Raw genomic sequence first — 15,527 nt, 5'->3', positions numbered from 1 at the left:
CGAGACGACGGGGGATGCTTGGGTATGGGGTTCATCCTTGGCTCTGTCTCGTCGGGTTCAACCTCCAAAGGGAGACATTGACATGAAGAAGCTCATGACGATGACCCGGCAGTTCCGCGACGATGAAAACGGCGCTGCTATGGTCGAATATTCCATCCTCGTCGGCATTATCGCCGGCGCGGCGATCCTGGCGATCCTCGCCATCGGCGGCTGGGTCAGCGGCCGCTTCAGCGGTCTCTGCGACACCCTGAATGGCAAGGCTGGCGGCACCTGCCTTAAGGGCACCGGCGTCGGCACCTGATCGGGACAACTGACATCGGGACAACTGACATGGAAAAACTCACGACGATCACGCGGCAGTTTCGCGATGATGAGAGTGGTGCTGCCATGGTCGAATATTCGATTTTGGTTGGCATCATCGCTGGTGCAGCCATTCTCGCCATTCTGGCGATCGGTGGCTGGGTGACCGGGCGCTTTACTGGTCTCTGCGGCAAGCTCGACGGCAAAGCCGGCGGACTTTGCGATGCAGCCGCCGGGACGGGCAGCTGATCGACAAGAAATCAGGCCCGGATCCTAAAATCCGGGCCTGATCCTAAATCGAGGCGGGCGAGTTCCCGCAGTGGCCTGGGGGCTTGGGTCAAATGCGTGCCAATACATTTATCATGATCGTGCTCGCCGGCGTGTTTGGCGTGCTCGCGGTGGTGCTTGTCAACATTTGGCTGGCCAACCAGCGCAGCGCCATGGCCGAGGCAAACGGCGTCCAGCGCGACACGGTCGTGGTGGCGGCGGTGCCGTTGAAGTTCGGCGACACGCTGACATCAGAAAAGCTGCGCGAAATCGCCTGGCCGGCGGGCGCGGTTCCAGCAGGCGCATTCAAGACAACAAAGGACGCGCTCGCGGGCGAAGGCGCAAAGCAGGCGCTGCAGATGATCGGCGTCAACGAACCGCTGCTTGCCAACAAGATCACCGGCCCAGGCCAGCGCGCCACGCTTTCGGCAGTGCTCGGCGAAGGCATGAAAGCAGTGTCCATTCGCGTCAACGACGTGCTTGGCGTCGCCGGATTCGTCTTCCCGGGTGACCGGGTCGATGTCTTGCTGACGCGCACTGTGCGCGACAGTGACGGTATGGACAAGAGTTTTGTCGATGTGTTGTTACAGAGCATGAAGGTGCTTGCCGTCGACCAGGTCGCCGATGAAAGCAAGGACGCCCCGACCGTGGTCAAGGCCGTAACGCTGGAGGCCAGCACCAAGGATGCGCAGAAGCTGACCCTGGCGGCGGGCGCCGGCCAATTGTCGCTGGCGCTTCGCCAAGCAGCGGCCAGCAAGGGCGAGACGACCGAACGCGTCACGCTCTCGGATCTGACCGGCGAAACGCCTGACGATGTTGCTAAAAGGCAGGCCGAACTGGATAAGCAGGCAGCCGCCGAAGCGGAGGCCGCAGCTGAGCGCAAGCGCGCCGACGACAAGATTGCCGGATTGACCCAGGCGGTGGACAGAGTGGGTAGCCGCCTCGACGAGTTGGGCAAAGTGAAGCCGGCTCCGGCCGTGGCGTCCGCGCCGGAAGTCCGGGAAGTCGTTAAGGAAGTGATAAAATACGTACAGCCGGAACCGCCGAAGAATGTTACAGTGGGCGTGTTTCGCGGCGTAAAGCTCGAATCCTACGATGTGCCGCGACAACCATAGAAGACACGCGGTAATCGAGGGCTGCCGGCGGCAGTGATTGGGGAGATGGGGATGCAGGGGTTTTGGGCTAGGATGGGGGCGGCCGCGTTGTCCGGTATGGCTGCGCTGATGCTATCGGGCCTTGCAGCCGATGCGGCTGACCGTTTCATCGACGTTTCGAACCCCAGTGTCCATCGTGTTTTTCTGCCGATCTCGCAATCGGTCACGATTCAGGTGAGCGCCAATCTGGGCGATATCGTCGTCGGCGACGAGAAGATCGCCGATGCTCAGCCGATGACCGATCGCACGCTCTATGTCATCGGCAAGGGCGCCGGCACCACCACGGTCAATCTCTTCTCGCCTGAGAAGCGCTCACTCGGCGTCATCCAGATCGAAGTCGGCGTTGATGTCAGCGACATGGCGCAGGCGATCCGCCAGGTAGCGCCCAGGGCGCGCATCGAAATCGGTTCGATCAACGGCAAGGTCAGGCTCGGCGGTCACGTCAAGGATGGCGCCACGCTGGCGTCCATCATGGAAGTGGCGCAGCAATATGGTCCCGACGCCATCATCAATTCCGTCATTGTGGATGATAGCCAGCAGGTCAATCTCGAGGTCCGCGTGCTGGAAGCCAAGCGCAATGCTGGCCGCGACCTCGGTGTGTCGATCAAGAGCACAAATCGCAGCGGCACGACCCGTACAGGCACGGGCGTTGCTGCCGTCGACGAAGATGATGTGGTGCTGGGGCCCGGCAATCTGATCACCGGCCTGCTGTCGAACACCAATCCCTTCGCGGCGCTGATCACCCGCGTCATCGACAGCAACATCAAGGTCGATCTGATCATCGAAGCACTCGAGGCCAAGGGTGTGGTGCGCACGCTGGCTGAGCCCAACCTGACGACGCTTTCGGGCGAGCCGGCCAGCTTCAACGCTGGAGGCCAGGTCCCGATCCGCAGCGTCACCGCCGACGGGCTGATCCAGATCGAATACAAGCAGTTCGGCGTCAATCTCAATTTCACGCCGGTCGTGCTCGACGACGGCAAGATCCATATGAAGCTTGCGCCGGAGGTGAGCGACCTCACCGGTTTCACCACCGCCGGAGACCCGATCTTCACCAACCGCAAGCTGGAAACCGTCGTCGAATTGCGCGACGGCCAGAGCTTCGCCGTCGGCGGACTGCTGTCCACCAAAACCACCAAGTTGCAGAACCAGGTTCCGTGGCTCGGCCAGGTTCCGGTCATCGGCTCGCTGTTCCGCAATTCGAGCAACCAGAAGGAAGAGACCGAACTGGTCGTCATCGTCACGCCGCACATCGTGCGGCCGGTGAAGCCCGGCGAGCAGCTGGCGACACCATTCGACAAGACACGTCCGGCCAACGACCCGGAGTTCTTCATCCTCGGTCAGCTCGAAGTGAACAAGGACATGATACGAAAATATGAAACGGGCGACGGCGTGACTGGCCCCTATGGCCACATGCTGGACTTCAAATCGAAGGACAAGATGCTCTATGTCAAGAAATAGCGCCTTGATCCTCATTCTGTGCGCCGGTGCACTATCGGGCTGCGCCGCCGACTATCTGAACCACTACGATTCAGTGACGCTCGCCGCCGGCGACACGCAGAAATACAATTCGCTGCTGCAGACGGTGGATCCGTTCAATCCGAACGCGAAGAACACACATATCGAAGGCGACGGCACGCGGGCTGCCGCTGTTGCCCAGAGCTACAAATTTCCACCGCCACCACCGCCACCGCCAGCGATAACGGTCAATGTCGGCGGGTCGGGTGTGACCAACGGAGCGAATTGAACAGAAGGATGCGGTCGCGTTGTGCCGGGTGAGCGAGGGGCCCGGTGAAAGGAAGCAGAGAGTAAGGTCATGTTGGGGACCATTAGGGCGTTCTGGAACGATCAACGCGGCCTAGCGATGCTATTCGCCGCAATCATGGTGCCGGTGCTCGTTGGCTTCGCGCTTCTGGCGATCGACATGAGCCGGGCCAATAGTCTTCATAACGATATGCAGAAAGGCGCCGATGCATTTGCGCTGGCGGCAGCGGCCGAGCTGGATGGCAATACGGACGCTATTACCAGGGCCAACCGGGCTCGCGACAATCTTCTGAAGACAAATGCCACGAAATTTTCTACCGCTGACTATCACAAGCTGGTTCCCGCCGACCTGACCGTCACCTACCTGTCCGGCATTCCCGCCAGTGACAGCATCGGGCTCAACGCCGCCGGCGTGGACGAAAACGGCGTGAACTGGAGCACCACAGATCCGAAGGTGGCGAGATTCGCTGAGGTAACTGTCAACTCCACTGCGTTTGCTACAATCTTCCCGGCGAGTTTTGTCGGAAGCAATGACACCATGAACCTGCAGACGCAGGCGGTGGCAGGGTTTAACAACGCCCTGTGTCAGTTCACACCGATGTTCATTTGCAATCCCTATACGTCTATCGGCGCTCTCCAGACAGCCGTGTCGGGAACCACTAAGCCGATGATTTGGCTGAAGGAGCAGACCGGCGGCTCCAGCGCACAATATGGTCCCGGCAACTATGGGTTCTTGTCATCGCCGCAGGGCGACAAATCGACGGAGACGCTTACTGAAATGTTCGCGGTTACCAGCCCGCCTGCCTGCTATAGTCAGAACGGCGTAAAAACCCGCCCGGGCAACATTCCTCCAGTAAATGCCGGAATCAACACCCGTTTCGACATTTACGACAATGGCGGGCCATATAAGACCGATCCCACACTTAACCCGCCGGCGCCCAATGTCCGCAAAGGCATGGTTGTGAAGAATGCGGGAAAGTCAAACTGCAGCTATGATGCGCCCAACAGCGGGCAGGCGAACAATTATAAGGCGCTTCCCCGGGACAATTGCTTTACGTCGGGCAGTTGTTCGCAGGCAGGCGTGCTGGGAGATGGCAGCTGGGACTTCGCAGGTTACTGGACCGTCAACCATGGGAACGCCAGCACTGCCGGGGTGATTACCTCGTGCGGCGCAAATCCCAGCCGATACTGTGTCTACAAGTTTGAAACTGCCAATCCCACCCTGAAGAGCGGGCAGGAGGCGACTGCCCCTCAGTGCAACACGACGACGCAGGGTGCCGACAGAAGACTGCTTTACGTGGCGATCATCGACTGCGTGGCCAACACAGTCCAAGGTGGTGGGCAGACTTTGCCGGTGCAGGCTTTTGCCAGCGTGTTCGTAACCGAACCGGCGGGCGGTGCGCCCAACGCCGACATTTACGGCGAGATCGAGGACATCAGCACGGTCGTCGGTCAGAATACGCTGAAGAAGCTTCAGCGCAATGAAGCCCAGCTCTACCGGTAGAGCAGATGATCAGGCTCAGGCAAATCACCCGGCGTTTCAGAGGCGACGAGAACGGCGCTGCACTGGTCGAGGTGGCGCTCATCGTACCCTTAATGCTGCTTTTGTCGGCGGGTGTGTTCGAATTGTCCAACATCCTGAACACGCGCCTTCTGCTCGAGGCTGGTGTAGAGGACGGCGCACGTTACATGGCCCGCTGTAACGACAGCAACTGGGCCAATTGCGTTACCCTGGGAACGAACCTGGCTGTAAATGGCACTGTGACCGGCAGCATCGCGAGGGTAAAAGGCTGGACCAATGGACAGGTCACGGTCACCAAGAGTTTCGCTGACGCGGTCGATGTCTCCACTGGCACCGAACTATACCTCAGCAGCACCAGCACAGTGGATGTCGTAGAGGTCAGCACTTCATTCCCATACAGCGATCTAGGGCTTTGGAGCTATCTGGGCTTCGGGGCTCTCACAATAACCGTGTCGCATCAGGAGCGAGTCTTCGGATGGTGACGGCTAAGACAAAATTCGGCGCGGATCAGTCCGGCGCTACAATGGTTGAAATGGCCGTTGCCATGCCGTTGCTGCTGACGCTGCTGCTCGGCTTTGTCGACTTTGGCTATCTCTTGTACCAATGGAACGCGGGCAACAAGGCCGTACAGATGGGCGCCAGACTGGCGCAGGTTTCGACGCCGGTCGCGAGTGGGCTTGCGCAGGAGGCAAAGACACCCTCCGACACCTTGCTGGTGGGAACCGCCGTTCCTGCGGGCACGTACGACTACATCTGCACCGCCAATACCGCCGGCACCGTTTCGTGCGTTTGCCGCACAGGCAGCACATGTCAGGACCTCACAGCGAGCCAGGTCTCATTCGATTTTGTTTTCAGCGGTGGCGGGGGGCGGGCGGGCATGGTCACTCTTCTGCCCACCCTCCAGAAATCCGAGATTCAGATAGAATACGCCGCCTCCGGCCTCGGCTACTGGACGCGTCCCAGCGGGCCGGTTCCGACGATAACGGTCAGCATAGTCAATCATCCTTTCCAGTTCTTCTTTCTCGGCGGACTGCTCGGGTTCGGCGACATCACCATGCCCTCGATGCTGAGCACGGTTACGGGCGAAGACATGAAGAGTAGCTACCCATGAACGCCATCAACACCAAGGTTACACCGACCAAACGCAAGCAGGTCGCCCTGTTCTCGTCGGATGCGAATTTCAAGCGCGATGTGGCGACGCGGCTCGACGCGCTGGCGATCTATGATGTCCGGATTTCCGAGACCGGTGACTTCCTTAAAGGGCCGCCCGCGGACACGCGCCCCGGCATCGTCATCCTCGACCTCGGCAATGGCGAGTTGCTCGGCAGGCCGGGCATCGTCGAAGTGCGCGCCCTTTGGGCAACCGTGCCGCTTATCGCGGTCTCGGACGAACTGTCGTCGGAGCAGACGCGTGTGCTGGTGCGCATGAACGCTTCGGACTGGCTGCACAAGCCGCTCGACGGCAAGGAACTGCTCAATGCGGTGACCTTCCACGACACCGGCAACCAGGGAACCAAAAGCCGTATCATCACCTTCATCAGTGCGAGCGGCGGCGCCGGCGCGACGACGCTCGCTCTCTCGGCGGCCGAGTTCCTGTCATCGAAGTCGAAAGAGCGGGCGGCTTCCACTTGTCTGGTCGACCTAGATTTCCAGAGCGCCAATTGCGGCGCCTATCTCAACCAGTTCAACCAGTTCGACCTCGGCGGCATCATCGGCCAGCCGGAGAGGCTCGACGTCGAACTGATGGATGTCATCAAGCTCTCGCGCCCGTCCGGGCTGACGCTCTATTCCTTCGAGAGGCCGCAATTGCCTTTCGAACCGCAGGGCAGTGATTTTGTCTTCCGGCTGCTGGACCTCGTCGCCTACCGGTTTGACGACATCGTCATCGACCTGCCGAACATCGAGACGCCTTGGCACAATTCCGTGCTGTCGACGAGCGATGAGATCTTCATCGTCTTCGAACTCAACGTCGCCTCGCTGCGGCAAGGCAAACGGCTCTACAAGAAGATCCGTGAGTTGCGTGGCAATGCTGTCAGCATCACGCTGGTCGCCAACAAGCACAAGCGCAAATGGTTCGGCAACCACTTTTCGCGCAGCGAACTCGAAAAGATTTTCAAGGCGCCGCATATCAAATCGGTCGCGCTGGACAATGCGCTTCTCACCGATGCGTTGAACCGTGCTATCCTGCCTGCCGAGGTGGATGGGCGTGCGCGCTTCAACAAGGACCTCAAGCGGATGTTCAAAGAGCGGCTCGATGACGCTGCCAAATAGGGGGCGGCCAAGTAGGTATCGGATTGGCCCGGGATTGGCCTGCGTCATGAGCATTGCGCTGATGATGCTGGTCCAGGATTTCGCCAGCGCACGATCGGCACTTTCGGATCGGCCGCCGCTGCCGGCAATGGGCCCCAGCCTGCGCAAGACAGTTGCCTTCGAGACGACAGAACAGCCCGGAACAATCGTTATCCGCAAGGACGAGAAAGCGCTTTACCTGGTGACCCGACAGGGCCAGGCGCTTCGCTATCAGATCAGCGTCGGACGCGACGGATTTGGCTGGACCGGGGTCGTCAAGGTGGGGGCGAAGACCGAATGGCCGGAATGGCGCCCACCCCGCGAAATGCGCGCCCGCCAGCCGGACCTGCCGCAAATGGTGCCTGCCGGTCCCTACAACCCACTCGGCGCCAGGGCGCTCTATCTGCTTCGGGACGGGCGTGACACGCTCTATCGGATACACGGAACCAACGATCCCAAGGGTGTTGGCTTCGACGGAACATCGGGGTGTTTTCGCCTTACCAACACCGATGTGATCGATCTCTTCAAGCGCGTCGCGATCGGCGCAAAGGTGGTGGTTCAATGACGATGATCAGCGAACCGGACATGCCGGCAATCGAGATTGGGACAGCAGCCCGCACCGGAGAGCAGGCTGTCGTTGGGAAACCGAGCGACAAAAGCATTATCGGCGCGGTCATCATCGGCACCTCCCTGCTCACTTTGGTGAATATGGTAGCCGCGGTTTATCTATACCGCGGCATCAGCGATATGCGCCTTTTGGAAGGGCGCTTGGAACAACTAGGCACGTTCGAACAACGAATCGGGGGCCGGCTGGACATGGTCAACAACGGTTTTCAAAGCCGATTTGAAAAACTCGACAGTCAACTGCAGAGCAGCTTTGGCGAAATCAACCGGAGCATAGCCCGGCTGGAACAGAACCAGCCTATTGTCCATGACGAAATCACGTCGAGCGCAGCGGAACCTTCCGTCGACACGACCAGCAGCATGGCGGAGGCGCCTGCTGTTCTCGATGGTGAAGACGCGACCGAGCCCAGCGTCGTCGATACACCGCGTCCGCCCAAAAGGAGGATTGCAGCTGCAGCGCCTGCCCCAAGCCCCGACTACCAGCGCATAGAGCAGGCCGACGGCAAGGTTTACTACCGGAAGATCAACTAACGCCGGAAAAAGGTGGGGCTATCCTAGAGATCTCGCTGCAGAGCAACGAGCCTAGCGGCCAGCGCTTCGGACCGCTGTCGGGTTTCGCTGAGGAAGATGACATGGCAGTAGGCGCATGCCGTCACGCCCAGAAACAGCACAAGACTGTTCTTCAAGGTGAAATCGACCGTTAGTTGGAACGGAAGGCCGCCGGGTACCGTGAAAGAGGCGATCGTGCTGGCTGTTTCGGAATGGCTGGTGACAGCGATCATCAACCCGGCGAAAAGCAGGGCGACGTGGTTGGCAAGGAAGAAGAACGCGGCCGACCTTCTTGTGCGGCACGCCATCCAGCAAGCGGTCGACGCGGCGGCCAGCATCAAGGCATCAAAAACCATCGACGACCCGAGATAAAGATCGACCTGTTGCCAGAACATGGTCGACAGCGGCCTTAGTTCAAGCCAAAACCGCCACATTGTGGGACTGGCCGGATATGCTCCCAGCAAGAAAGTCGCCATGCGCTCCCCTGCCAAGATAAGCAGGATCAGAGCTGGGAAGGCAAAGAGCATTATCGACTTGCGCTTCATGTCACCCTCGACAAACTGGCAACAAGATAGCTTGCAGAGATTGAGCGAGGCTTAACGGAGCGTTGGTGGTGCCGCGGCAGCGCAGCCAGCGGCGCATGGCAGCTGCATATCAGAAAGCGGCATGCGCCATTAGTTGTTTTGGGTGAGCACGAGCGTCACCACCTTCGGCTCGACTCGTTGCAGACATCGTTCCGGAATATTGGGCCACATCGCCTTGGCGCATCCCTCTTCGCCTGGCGCCGGCGCCAGCGAGAGTTCTGAGCTACGGGCTTCCTCGGCGGTCGACAGGAATACCTGTGTAGCCAGCGCGGTCGCCATGGATACCTGGACGAGGATAAGAGCGTAAGCGAAACTTCTGATCATCCGCTCGCAACGCCGAATTCGCGAACTGGTTCCAATGGCCTGGCTACCGGGTAACCACGATCGCGATTCTTGGCTCCTCGCAGTGAATTTTGCCATTCAATACCGGCGGATGTTGAACGAAGTACGCGTCTTGTCCTTGGCCGCCTTTCCAGAATACGACGCGTACTCGCGAAAGGTGCCGATGCTCGTCCCTTTTTCGCGAAGGTTGACGCTAGCCGCGCATTGATGGCCAGCAGTCGGGGTCGGTTCCGGTAGGGCGCGCGCCGGCATTCATCGCTGATCCGGTGCCGCTTGAACGTCCGCTCTTGACACCCTTGAAACTAGAGGCCCCCGAATTCGCCTCCGAATGTCAGTAATTGCGAGAGCGCTTCGGGCAATCCCGGAAAGAGCAATCCCACTTCAATCGCGATTACCGCGAGGACTTGGAGCAGGACGATGCGAGCGAGGCTGGAGCGGAACGGCTCCTTGCGCGTCTTGTGCCGGATCGTCTTTTGCGCGATCACAGTCCCGATGCTACCGCCAATGATGGCGAGTGTAAGAAGCGTCGACTCTGGAATGCGTTGGGCACCGTTTTTGGCCTTAGCCTTGTCGAACGACATGGTGGCGTAAGCCAGCAAGTTTACCGCGACAGCGTAGCCGATGACCCCGATTGCAAACTGCCCCGGCATGCGCTCCTCCACCTTCGGGCCAGTATAACCTAAGCCCGCTAAATCATCGGATGGCAACGGGTCCATCTAAATGGGCTATCTGAAACGTCGTCATGGTGACACGAAGTGACCGATGAGCCTGTCGAGTTCATCCTGCGTCGGGCGCCTGTCGCGCTGATGGCCTTTCCAACCACGCGAAGCCTCTTCAGGGCAATACGCGCGAGATCAACCGGTTCGACCTTGACGGGCAGACCGTGCACCGCAGCGGCATGAGCCAGAATGAGTTTTACAAAGCCAATGTCGATGCCGAGCGTCATCGGTCCGGCACCTTGGGCGGCCCGGTCGCGACCAAAACGAATGAGCCGTTCGCGATCAAGGGCAGCTATGTTGCACTTCCCCAGATGTCTTTGGAGCATATCGAGGGCTGCGGCCTTGGAGCGGCGAGGGGACTTGCCTACATCGCACATGTCGTCGATATGAAGGTCGATGGGTTCGCCGAAAGTTTTCAGGCGCGCTATACGGACTTGGTCGGCGTCTCACCGCGATCGACTTGGCGCTCGGTTTAGGTTGCCCAGCGCCTGGCGTCGTCTCGGCGCAGAAAGGTCTCGCTAACGTAGCGACCCTTGCGACGGACTTGGACACGCCATGAACCGGACGAGAGTTTTGTGTAGGTGGCCATTTTCTCGTGTGCGCTCCGTGTGCACTGAGAGATCGAAACGTGGCGAAAAGGGTCGTATTCTGGCGTAAATTCGCGTGCACTCGGGCTGCTCTAACGATTTGATGTTAAAGAAAAAATGCTGAAAAATCAAGATCATAGACTGGCTATTGCACCCATGATGGACTGGACCGACCGGCATTGCCGGTTCTTCCACCGCCAGTTGACGCAGCGTGCGCTGCTCTACACCGAAATGGTGGTGGCGGACGCTGTCATCCATGGTGCGCGCGAGCGGCTGCTTGGTTTTGACGAGACCGAACATCCGGTGGCACTGCAGCTCGGCGGCTCCGATCCGCAAAAGCTGGCCGAGGCGGCGCGCATCGGCGAGGGCTTCGGCTACGACGAGATCAATCTCAATGTCGGCTGTCCGTCCGACCGCGTCCAGTCCGGCACGTTCGGCGCCTGCCTGATGAAAGTGCCTGACCTCGTCGCCGATTGTGTGGCGGCGATGAAGGCGGCGGTGAAAATCCCGGTGACGGTCAAATGCCGCATCGGCGTCGACGAGCAGGATCCGGAGCCCGCGCTCGACGCGCTGGCCGACGGCGTTTTCGCGGCCGGCGCCGACGCGCTGTGGGTGCATGCGCGCAAGGCTTGGCTGGAGGGTCTGAGCCCGAAGGAAAATCGCGACATCCCGCCGCTCGACTATGACAGGGTCTATCGCCTCAAGGCGGGAAAATCGAACAAATTCATCGGCATCAACGGCGGCGTTCAATCGCTCGAAGAGGCGGCTCGCCACCTCGATCATGTCGATGGCGCCATGCTTGGCCGCGCCGCCTACCACACGCCAGGCATCTTGGCCGGCGTCGACGCGGCATTCTACGGCGACAAGGCCGGCGCCTACGATTTTGCCGCGCTGATCGACACGATGGCCGACTACGCCGCGCGGCATATCGAGCAGGGCGGGCGGCTCGGCCACGTCACCCGCCACATGGTCGGGCTGTTCCACGGCCTGCCGGGCGCGCGCCGCTTCCGGCAGATACTGTCCACCGACGCGACGAAACCCGGCGCCGGACCGGATGTGCTGAAGGCAGCGTTCGCTGCCGTCGATTTCGACCGTGTTGAAAAGGCCGCTTAAGCAGTTCAGTCGCGCAGAATCATCCGGTCGCCGCGCACGTCGAAACCCGACAGGGAACCGATGAAGTTCATGCCGAGCAGGCTCTGGCTGAGCGCGCCGGGCGCGGCGACCATCACCTGCATGTTCTTGCGCACGATGCCGCCGATCGCCAGTTCGTCGGTGCGCACCGAAGCGGCGCGTGCCATGCCATTGGCGGTCGAGACCGGGACGGTGAAGCTCAGCGCGGCCGGATTGAAGCCGGCCGCCTGCGCGTCTTCGGCGGTGAGCACTGTACTGGTCGCGCCGGTATCGACGACGGTGCGGATCGGCGCGCCGTTGATCGTGATGCGGGCCTCGAAATGGCCGCTGTCGGCCTTGTCCAGGGTCACGGTGGCATGGCCGTCCTCGACGCCGAGCGCCAGCGGGCTGCCGGGAACGAGGCCCGCCGTCACCCGGCTGGCGAAATCCTGCAACTCGTAGCGGTACTGGTAGCCGGCGACGAGCGCCAGCACGATCAGGGCCCACGTGCCGAGATTGCGGGCCATGACGCCGAGCGGCCTGCCGGACCGGACAAGGCCGGCGCTGACGAGCAAGCCGATCGCCCCCAGCCAGACCAGACGGCTGAAATCGTAATTCTCGATGCCGAACGTGCTGCCGGCGTCGTTGTTGATCATCAGCAGCACCAGCCCGAGGCCGATTGCCGCCATCACGATCCAGAACAGTCGGTTCATTGGACCTGCCGCCTCAAGAGAGGACGTCGCGCTCGCGCGCCATGCGGCTGCGGCGTGTTTCCCGGCGCGGCCGGCGCTCGACCGTTTCCAATCGGGCCGGCAACTCGGCCATGACGCTGCGGCGTACCTCCGGCGTCATCCCCATCCAGGCGCCGATTTCATCGCGCGTGCGGCCACAGCCGAAGCAGAAGCCGGTTTTCATGTCGATCGAACAGACCAGGATGCACGGGGATTCGATGGCCGTCATGACTTTCTCTTGAAGGTTCCGTCCGGAATCCCTCGTTCCATCTCCACATGGTGCAACGGCAAAGCCAATGCAAGCCCTTCGGAATGCGGCGCGGGCAACCGCTTTCGCGCCAATGTCGAGGGGAGTTGTGCCGGCCGGGCAAGGCGGTTATGCCGCTGATCAACCACAGGGAATGATCAGGACCGACATGACCAGCGCGCTGCCCTTCGACGACTTTCGCAATCTGCTGGCGAGCCTGCCGCCTGCCGATACAGTCGCGGAAAACAGGGTGCGCACCCTGTTTTCCAAGGCCGACAAGCCGAAAGCCTCGCTTGGACGTATCGAGGACATCGCCGCCTGGCTTGCTGTCTGGAGCGGGCGCGCCCCGCCGGCGGTGAACCGGCCCCTAGTGGCGATCTTCGCCGGTAACCATGGCGTGACCCGCCACGGCATCTCGCCGCGCCCTGTCGCTGCGACCGCAAACGCCGTTGAGCTGTGCGCCGCCGGCGGTGCGGCAATCAACCAGATTTGCGTCGCCAACAATCTTGGCCTCAAGGTGTTCGATCTGGCGCTGCACATTGCGACCGCCGACATCACCGAGGACGCCGCCCTCGACGAACGCGGCTGCGCCGCCACCATGGCCTTCGGCATGGAAGCCATTGCCGGTGGCTCCGATCTGATTTGCCTCGGCGATCTCGGCGTCGGCAACTCCACCGTTGCGGCGGCTTTGTGCGCCGCCCTGTTCGGTGGCAGCGGCGCCGACTGGGTCGGCCCCGCCTCGGGCGCCGACGCGGCCATGCAGGCGCGCAAGGCTGATGTAGTCGATAAAGCCGTCGCCTTGCATGGTGCGGCTCTGAAGGACCCCCTGGAAGCACTGCGCCGGGTCGGCGGCCGCGAATTCGCGGCCATTGCCGGCGCTATCCTCGCCGCCCGGATGCAAAAAATCCCGGTGCTGCTCGACGGCTTCGCCGCGACCGCTGCCGCTGCCGTGCTGCATGCCGCCAACCCGGGTGCGCTCGACCATTGCCTGCTGGCCAGCCAGTCGCCCGAACCCGGCCAAAGGCTTGCCGCCGAGCGGCTCGGCCTCAGGCCGCTGTTCGATCTCGGCATCAGCCACGGCGAAGGGGTAGGGGCCGCCCTTGCCGCCGGTCTGGTCAAGGCGGCGGCGCTTACCAGTTCGGGCATGGCGGCGGCGGTCAAAGCCTAGAACAAGCTGTCAGCGTCGGCGAGCCGCCGCGACCGCCTTTGTCGGCAGCGCCGGCAGTTCCTCCATCACTCGGGCGAGCGGGAAGATGGCGATTGCCTCGGTGCCTTCGCGCAATTTCGACTGAAGTTCGAATTCGCCGCCATGCATGGCGAGCAGGCCCTGAACGATCGGCAGCCCGAGCCCGGTGCCCTGTTCGGCGCTCTTGATGGCGATCGAGCCCTGGCCGAAGGCGGACAGCACGATCGGGATTTCGTCCTCCGGTATGCCCGGCCCATTGTCCTTGACCGAAATGTACTGGCCGCCGCCCGCCGTCCAGCCGACGCGCACGCGAATTTCGCCGCCGGTGGCGGTGAATTTGATGGCGTTGGACAGGAGGTTGAGCGTGATCTGCCGCACCGCGCGCTCGTCGGCGAACAGCCGCGGCAGGGCACTTTCGAAATCCTGGACGATGCGGATGTCCTTGTTGCGCGCCTTCAATTCCATCATGTGGCAGCAATCTTCGGCGATGTTGAGCAGCATCACCGGCTCTTCGTTGAGCTGATAGCGGCCGGCCTCGATGCGCGACAGATCAAGGATTTCATTGATCAGGTCGAGCAGATGCTGGCCGGAATCGTGCACGTCGCGGGCGTAGTCGCGATAGGTGGGGTTGCTCATCGGCCCGAGCACCTCATTGGCCATCACCTCGGAAAACCCGAGAATGGCGTTGAGGGGTGTCCTCAGCTCATGGCTCATAGAAGCAAGGAAGCGCGACTTCGCCAGATTGGCGTCTTCGGCCCGCCGACGAGCTTCGTCCGACATTGATTTCGCTGTCTCCACCTCGGCGAGCAGCGCGTCCTTTTCGGAGCGGAAGGACAGAAGTATCAGCGACGAGCGGTTGAGATGGCGCGCGATATAGGCAAAGAACGGCAATGCCGCGACCAGCAGGGCGACCATGATCGTCCCGACCGGCACCCAAAATTTCGTTTCAGCATAGGCATAGACCGCCACCGGAACGACGAAGGTGGCAAGCAGAGAGCCGCGCAAGGACGACGCCATGATAGCGGTCGCCGCCATGGCCAGCAGCAGCACCACCGCCTTGGCGGCCTGGAACTGGTCGATCTGGCAGGTGGCGCAGCCGAGCCATGCGAACCACGCCCAGCCGAGGCCGCACAGCGAATGTCCGATCAGGAAATCCCTGCGGGTGTGAACAGGATTGAGCTCGGCGGCTTCGGTGCGCTCGACGCGGCGCGCCATGAAGGCGACGATCGAATAGCAGATCAGGGTGAACAGCGCCCAGACGCTGATCTGTTTGTCCACACCGGCCAGCAGCCCGGCCGCCGCGACCGCCAACACCAGCAGTGGGATGACGGCTGCGCCGCGCACCATGGTCCCGGCATGCAGCTTCAGCAGTTCACGGTCGAAGTCGAGATTGCCAACCTGCTGCGAAAGACGGTCGCGCGTCTTGCGCACCGCGCGCGCCACATCGCTGTTGCGGTGCGGTTTCCGGCGGTCCACAATGAATTTATCCGCTGTGTTCGAGCGTAGCAGAGGCATGGAAACTTCGATTTATGCGCGCAGCGATCTCAATTCGTTA

The 15,527-nt window shown here is 61.3% G+C and carries 20 protein-coding genes; 14 read left to right on the top strand and 6 right to left on the bottom strand.

The features are described 5' to 3' along the window. Positions 1-82: 82 nt before the first annotated feature. The 11 genes from X757_RS148315 (at position 83) to X757_RS148365 (ending at position 8,448) form a co-directional block, all read left to right on the top strand. Positions 83-301: a Flp family type IVb pilin gene (locus X757_RS148315; protein WP_023726614.1), complete on the top strand. Its 219-nt coding sequence runs from the start codon at positions 83-85 to the stop codon at positions 299-301. A 29-nt stretch (positions 302-330) separates the two neighbouring features. Continuing rightward, complete coding sequence (locus X757_RS148320) at positions 331-549, top strand: Flp family type IVb pilin (protein ID WP_023726613.1); 219 nt, start codon at positions 331-333, stop codon at positions 547-549. A 92-nt stretch (positions 550-641) separates the two neighbouring features. Next, the gene (gene cpaB, locus X757_RS148325) at positions 642-1,682 is read left to right on the top strand and encodes a Flp pilus assembly protein CpaB (protein WP_023726612.1); all 1,041 of its coding nucleotides are present in this window, start codon (positions 642-644) and stop codon (positions 1,680-1,682) included. 51 nt (positions 1,683-1,733) lie between these two features. Next, positions 1,734-3,179, top strand: coding sequence for a type II and III secretion system protein family protein (locus tag X757_RS148330; RefSeq protein WP_023726611.1), 1,446 nt, complete (start codon positions 1,734-1,736; stop codon positions 3,177-3,179). A gap of 4 nt (positions 3,180-3,183) precedes the next feature. Continuing rightward, positions 3,184-3,465 carry a hypothetical protein gene (locus X757_RS148335; RefSeq protein WP_023753016.1) on the top strand — a complete coding sequence of 94 codons (282 nt, stop codon included), beginning with the start codon at positions 3,184-3,186 and terminating at the stop codon, positions 3,463-3,465. Positions 3,466-3,534: 69 nt separating this feature from the next. After that, positions 3,535-4,986, top strand: coding sequence for a TadE/TadG family type IV pilus assembly protein (locus tag X757_RS148340; protein WP_023726609.1), 1,452 nt, complete (start codon positions 3,535-3,537; stop codon positions 4,984-4,986). A gap of 5 nt (positions 4,987-4,991) precedes the next feature. After that, positions 4,992-5,486: a TadE/TadG family type IV pilus assembly protein gene (locus X757_RS148345; RefSeq protein ID WP_023726608.1), complete on the top strand. Its 495-nt coding sequence runs from the start codon at positions 4,992-4,994 to the stop codon at positions 5,484-5,486. Further along, a complete protein-coding gene (locus X757_RS148350; RefSeq protein ID WP_023726607.1) occupies positions 5,480-6,115 on the top strand; it encodes a TadE/TadG family type IV pilus assembly protein in 636 nt (211 codons plus the stop codon). Before X757_RS148345 ends, X757_RS148350 begins: the two co-directional genes overlap by 7 nt. After that, positions 6,112-7,275 (top strand): AAA family ATPase, encoded by a 1,164-nt coding sequence (locus X757_RS148355; RefSeq protein ID WP_023726606.1) that lies wholly within the window; start codon positions 6,112-6,114, stop codon positions 7,273-7,275. Before X757_RS148350 ends, X757_RS148355 begins: the two co-directional genes overlap by 4 nt. Continuing rightward, positions 7,259-7,858 (top strand): L,D-transpeptidase, encoded by a 600-nt coding sequence (locus X757_RS148360; RefSeq protein ID WP_023726605.1) that lies wholly within the window; start codon positions 7,259-7,261, stop codon positions 7,856-7,858. Before X757_RS148355 ends, X757_RS148360 begins: the two co-directional genes overlap by 17 nt. Then, entirely contained in the window at positions 7,855-8,448 is a 594-nt protein-coding gene (locus tag X757_RS148365; protein WP_023726604.1) for a hypothetical protein, read from the top strand. Before X757_RS148360 ends, X757_RS148365 begins: the two co-directional genes overlap by 4 nt. 23 nt (positions 8,449-8,471) lie before the next feature. On the opposite strand, the gene X757_RS148370 is transcribed toward X757_RS148365, so the two are convergent. The 3 genes from X757_RS148370 to X757_RS148380 form a co-directional block, all read right to left on the bottom strand. Next, on the bottom strand, positions 8,472-9,011 hold the full coding sequence (locus X757_RS148370) for a hypothetical protein (protein WP_023726603.1): 540 nt from the start codon (positions 9,009-9,011) through the stop codon (positions 8,472-8,474). Positions 9,012-9,140: 129 nt separating this feature from the next. Then, entirely contained in the window at positions 9,141-9,329 is a 189-nt protein-coding gene (locus X757_RS148375; RefSeq protein ID WP_156931615.1) for a hypothetical protein, read from the bottom strand. 365 nt (positions 9,330-9,694) lie between these two features. Next, positions 9,695-10,042 carry a DUF1294 domain-containing protein gene (locus tag X757_RS148380; RefSeq protein ID WP_023726602.1) on the bottom strand — a complete coding sequence of 116 codons (348 nt, stop codon included), beginning with the start codon at positions 10,040-10,042 and terminating at the stop codon, positions 9,695-9,697. Positions 10,043-10,290: 248 nt separating this feature from the next. Here X757_RS148380 and X757_RS1000000168000 point away from each other — a divergent pair, with 248 nt between their 5' ends. Both X757_RS1000000168000 and dusA read left to right on the top strand, forming a co-directional pair. Then, entirely contained in the window at positions 10,291-10,587 is a 297-nt protein-coding gene (locus X757_RS1000000168000) for a hypothetical protein (protein ID WP_023726601.1), read from the top strand. Positions 10,588-10,815: 228 nt separating this feature from the next. Beyond that, a complete protein-coding gene (gene dusA / locus X757_RS148390; RefSeq protein WP_023726600.1) occupies positions 10,816-11,811 on the top strand; it encodes a tRNA dihydrouridine(20/20a) synthase DusA in 996 nt (331 codons plus the stop codon). Positions 11,812-11,816: 5 nt separating this feature from the next. On the opposite strand, the gene X757_RS148395 is transcribed toward dusA, so the two are convergent. Continuing rightward, entirely contained in the window at positions 11,817-12,521 is a 705-nt protein-coding gene (locus X757_RS148395) for a TIGR02281 family clan AA aspartic protease (protein WP_023726599.1), read from the bottom strand. Between the two features lie 13 nt (positions 12,522-12,534). Beyond that, on the bottom strand, positions 12,535-12,768 hold the full coding sequence (locus tag X757_RS148400) for a DUF1289 domain-containing protein (protein ID WP_023824914.1): 234 nt from the start codon (positions 12,766-12,768) through the stop codon (positions 12,535-12,537). Positions 12,769-12,955: 187 nt separating this feature from the next. On the opposite strand from X757_RS148400, the gene X757_RS148405 reads away from it, so the two are divergent. Then, positions 12,956-13,954: a nicotinate-nucleotide--dimethylbenzimidazole phosphoribosyltransferase gene (locus X757_RS148405; RefSeq protein ID WP_023726598.1), complete on the top strand. Its 999-nt coding sequence runs from the start codon at positions 12,956-12,958 to the stop codon at positions 13,952-13,954. Positions 13,955-13,963: 9 nt separating this feature from the next. On the opposite strand, the gene X757_RS148410 is transcribed toward X757_RS148405, so the two are convergent. Beyond that, on the bottom strand, positions 13,964-15,487 hold the full coding sequence (locus X757_RS148410; RefSeq protein ID WP_023726597.1) for a HAMP domain-containing sensor histidine kinase: 1,524 nt from the start codon (positions 15,485-15,487) through the stop codon (positions 13,964-13,966). Positions 15,488-15,527: the final 40 nt, after the last annotated feature.

This window comes from Mesorhizobium sp. LSHC412B00 (assembly GCF_000503035.1).
GTDB lineage: Bacteria > Pseudomonadota > Alphaproteobacteria > Rhizobiales > Rhizobiaceae > Mesorhizobium.
This window is presented reverse-complemented; position numbering and strand designations above follow the sequence as displayed.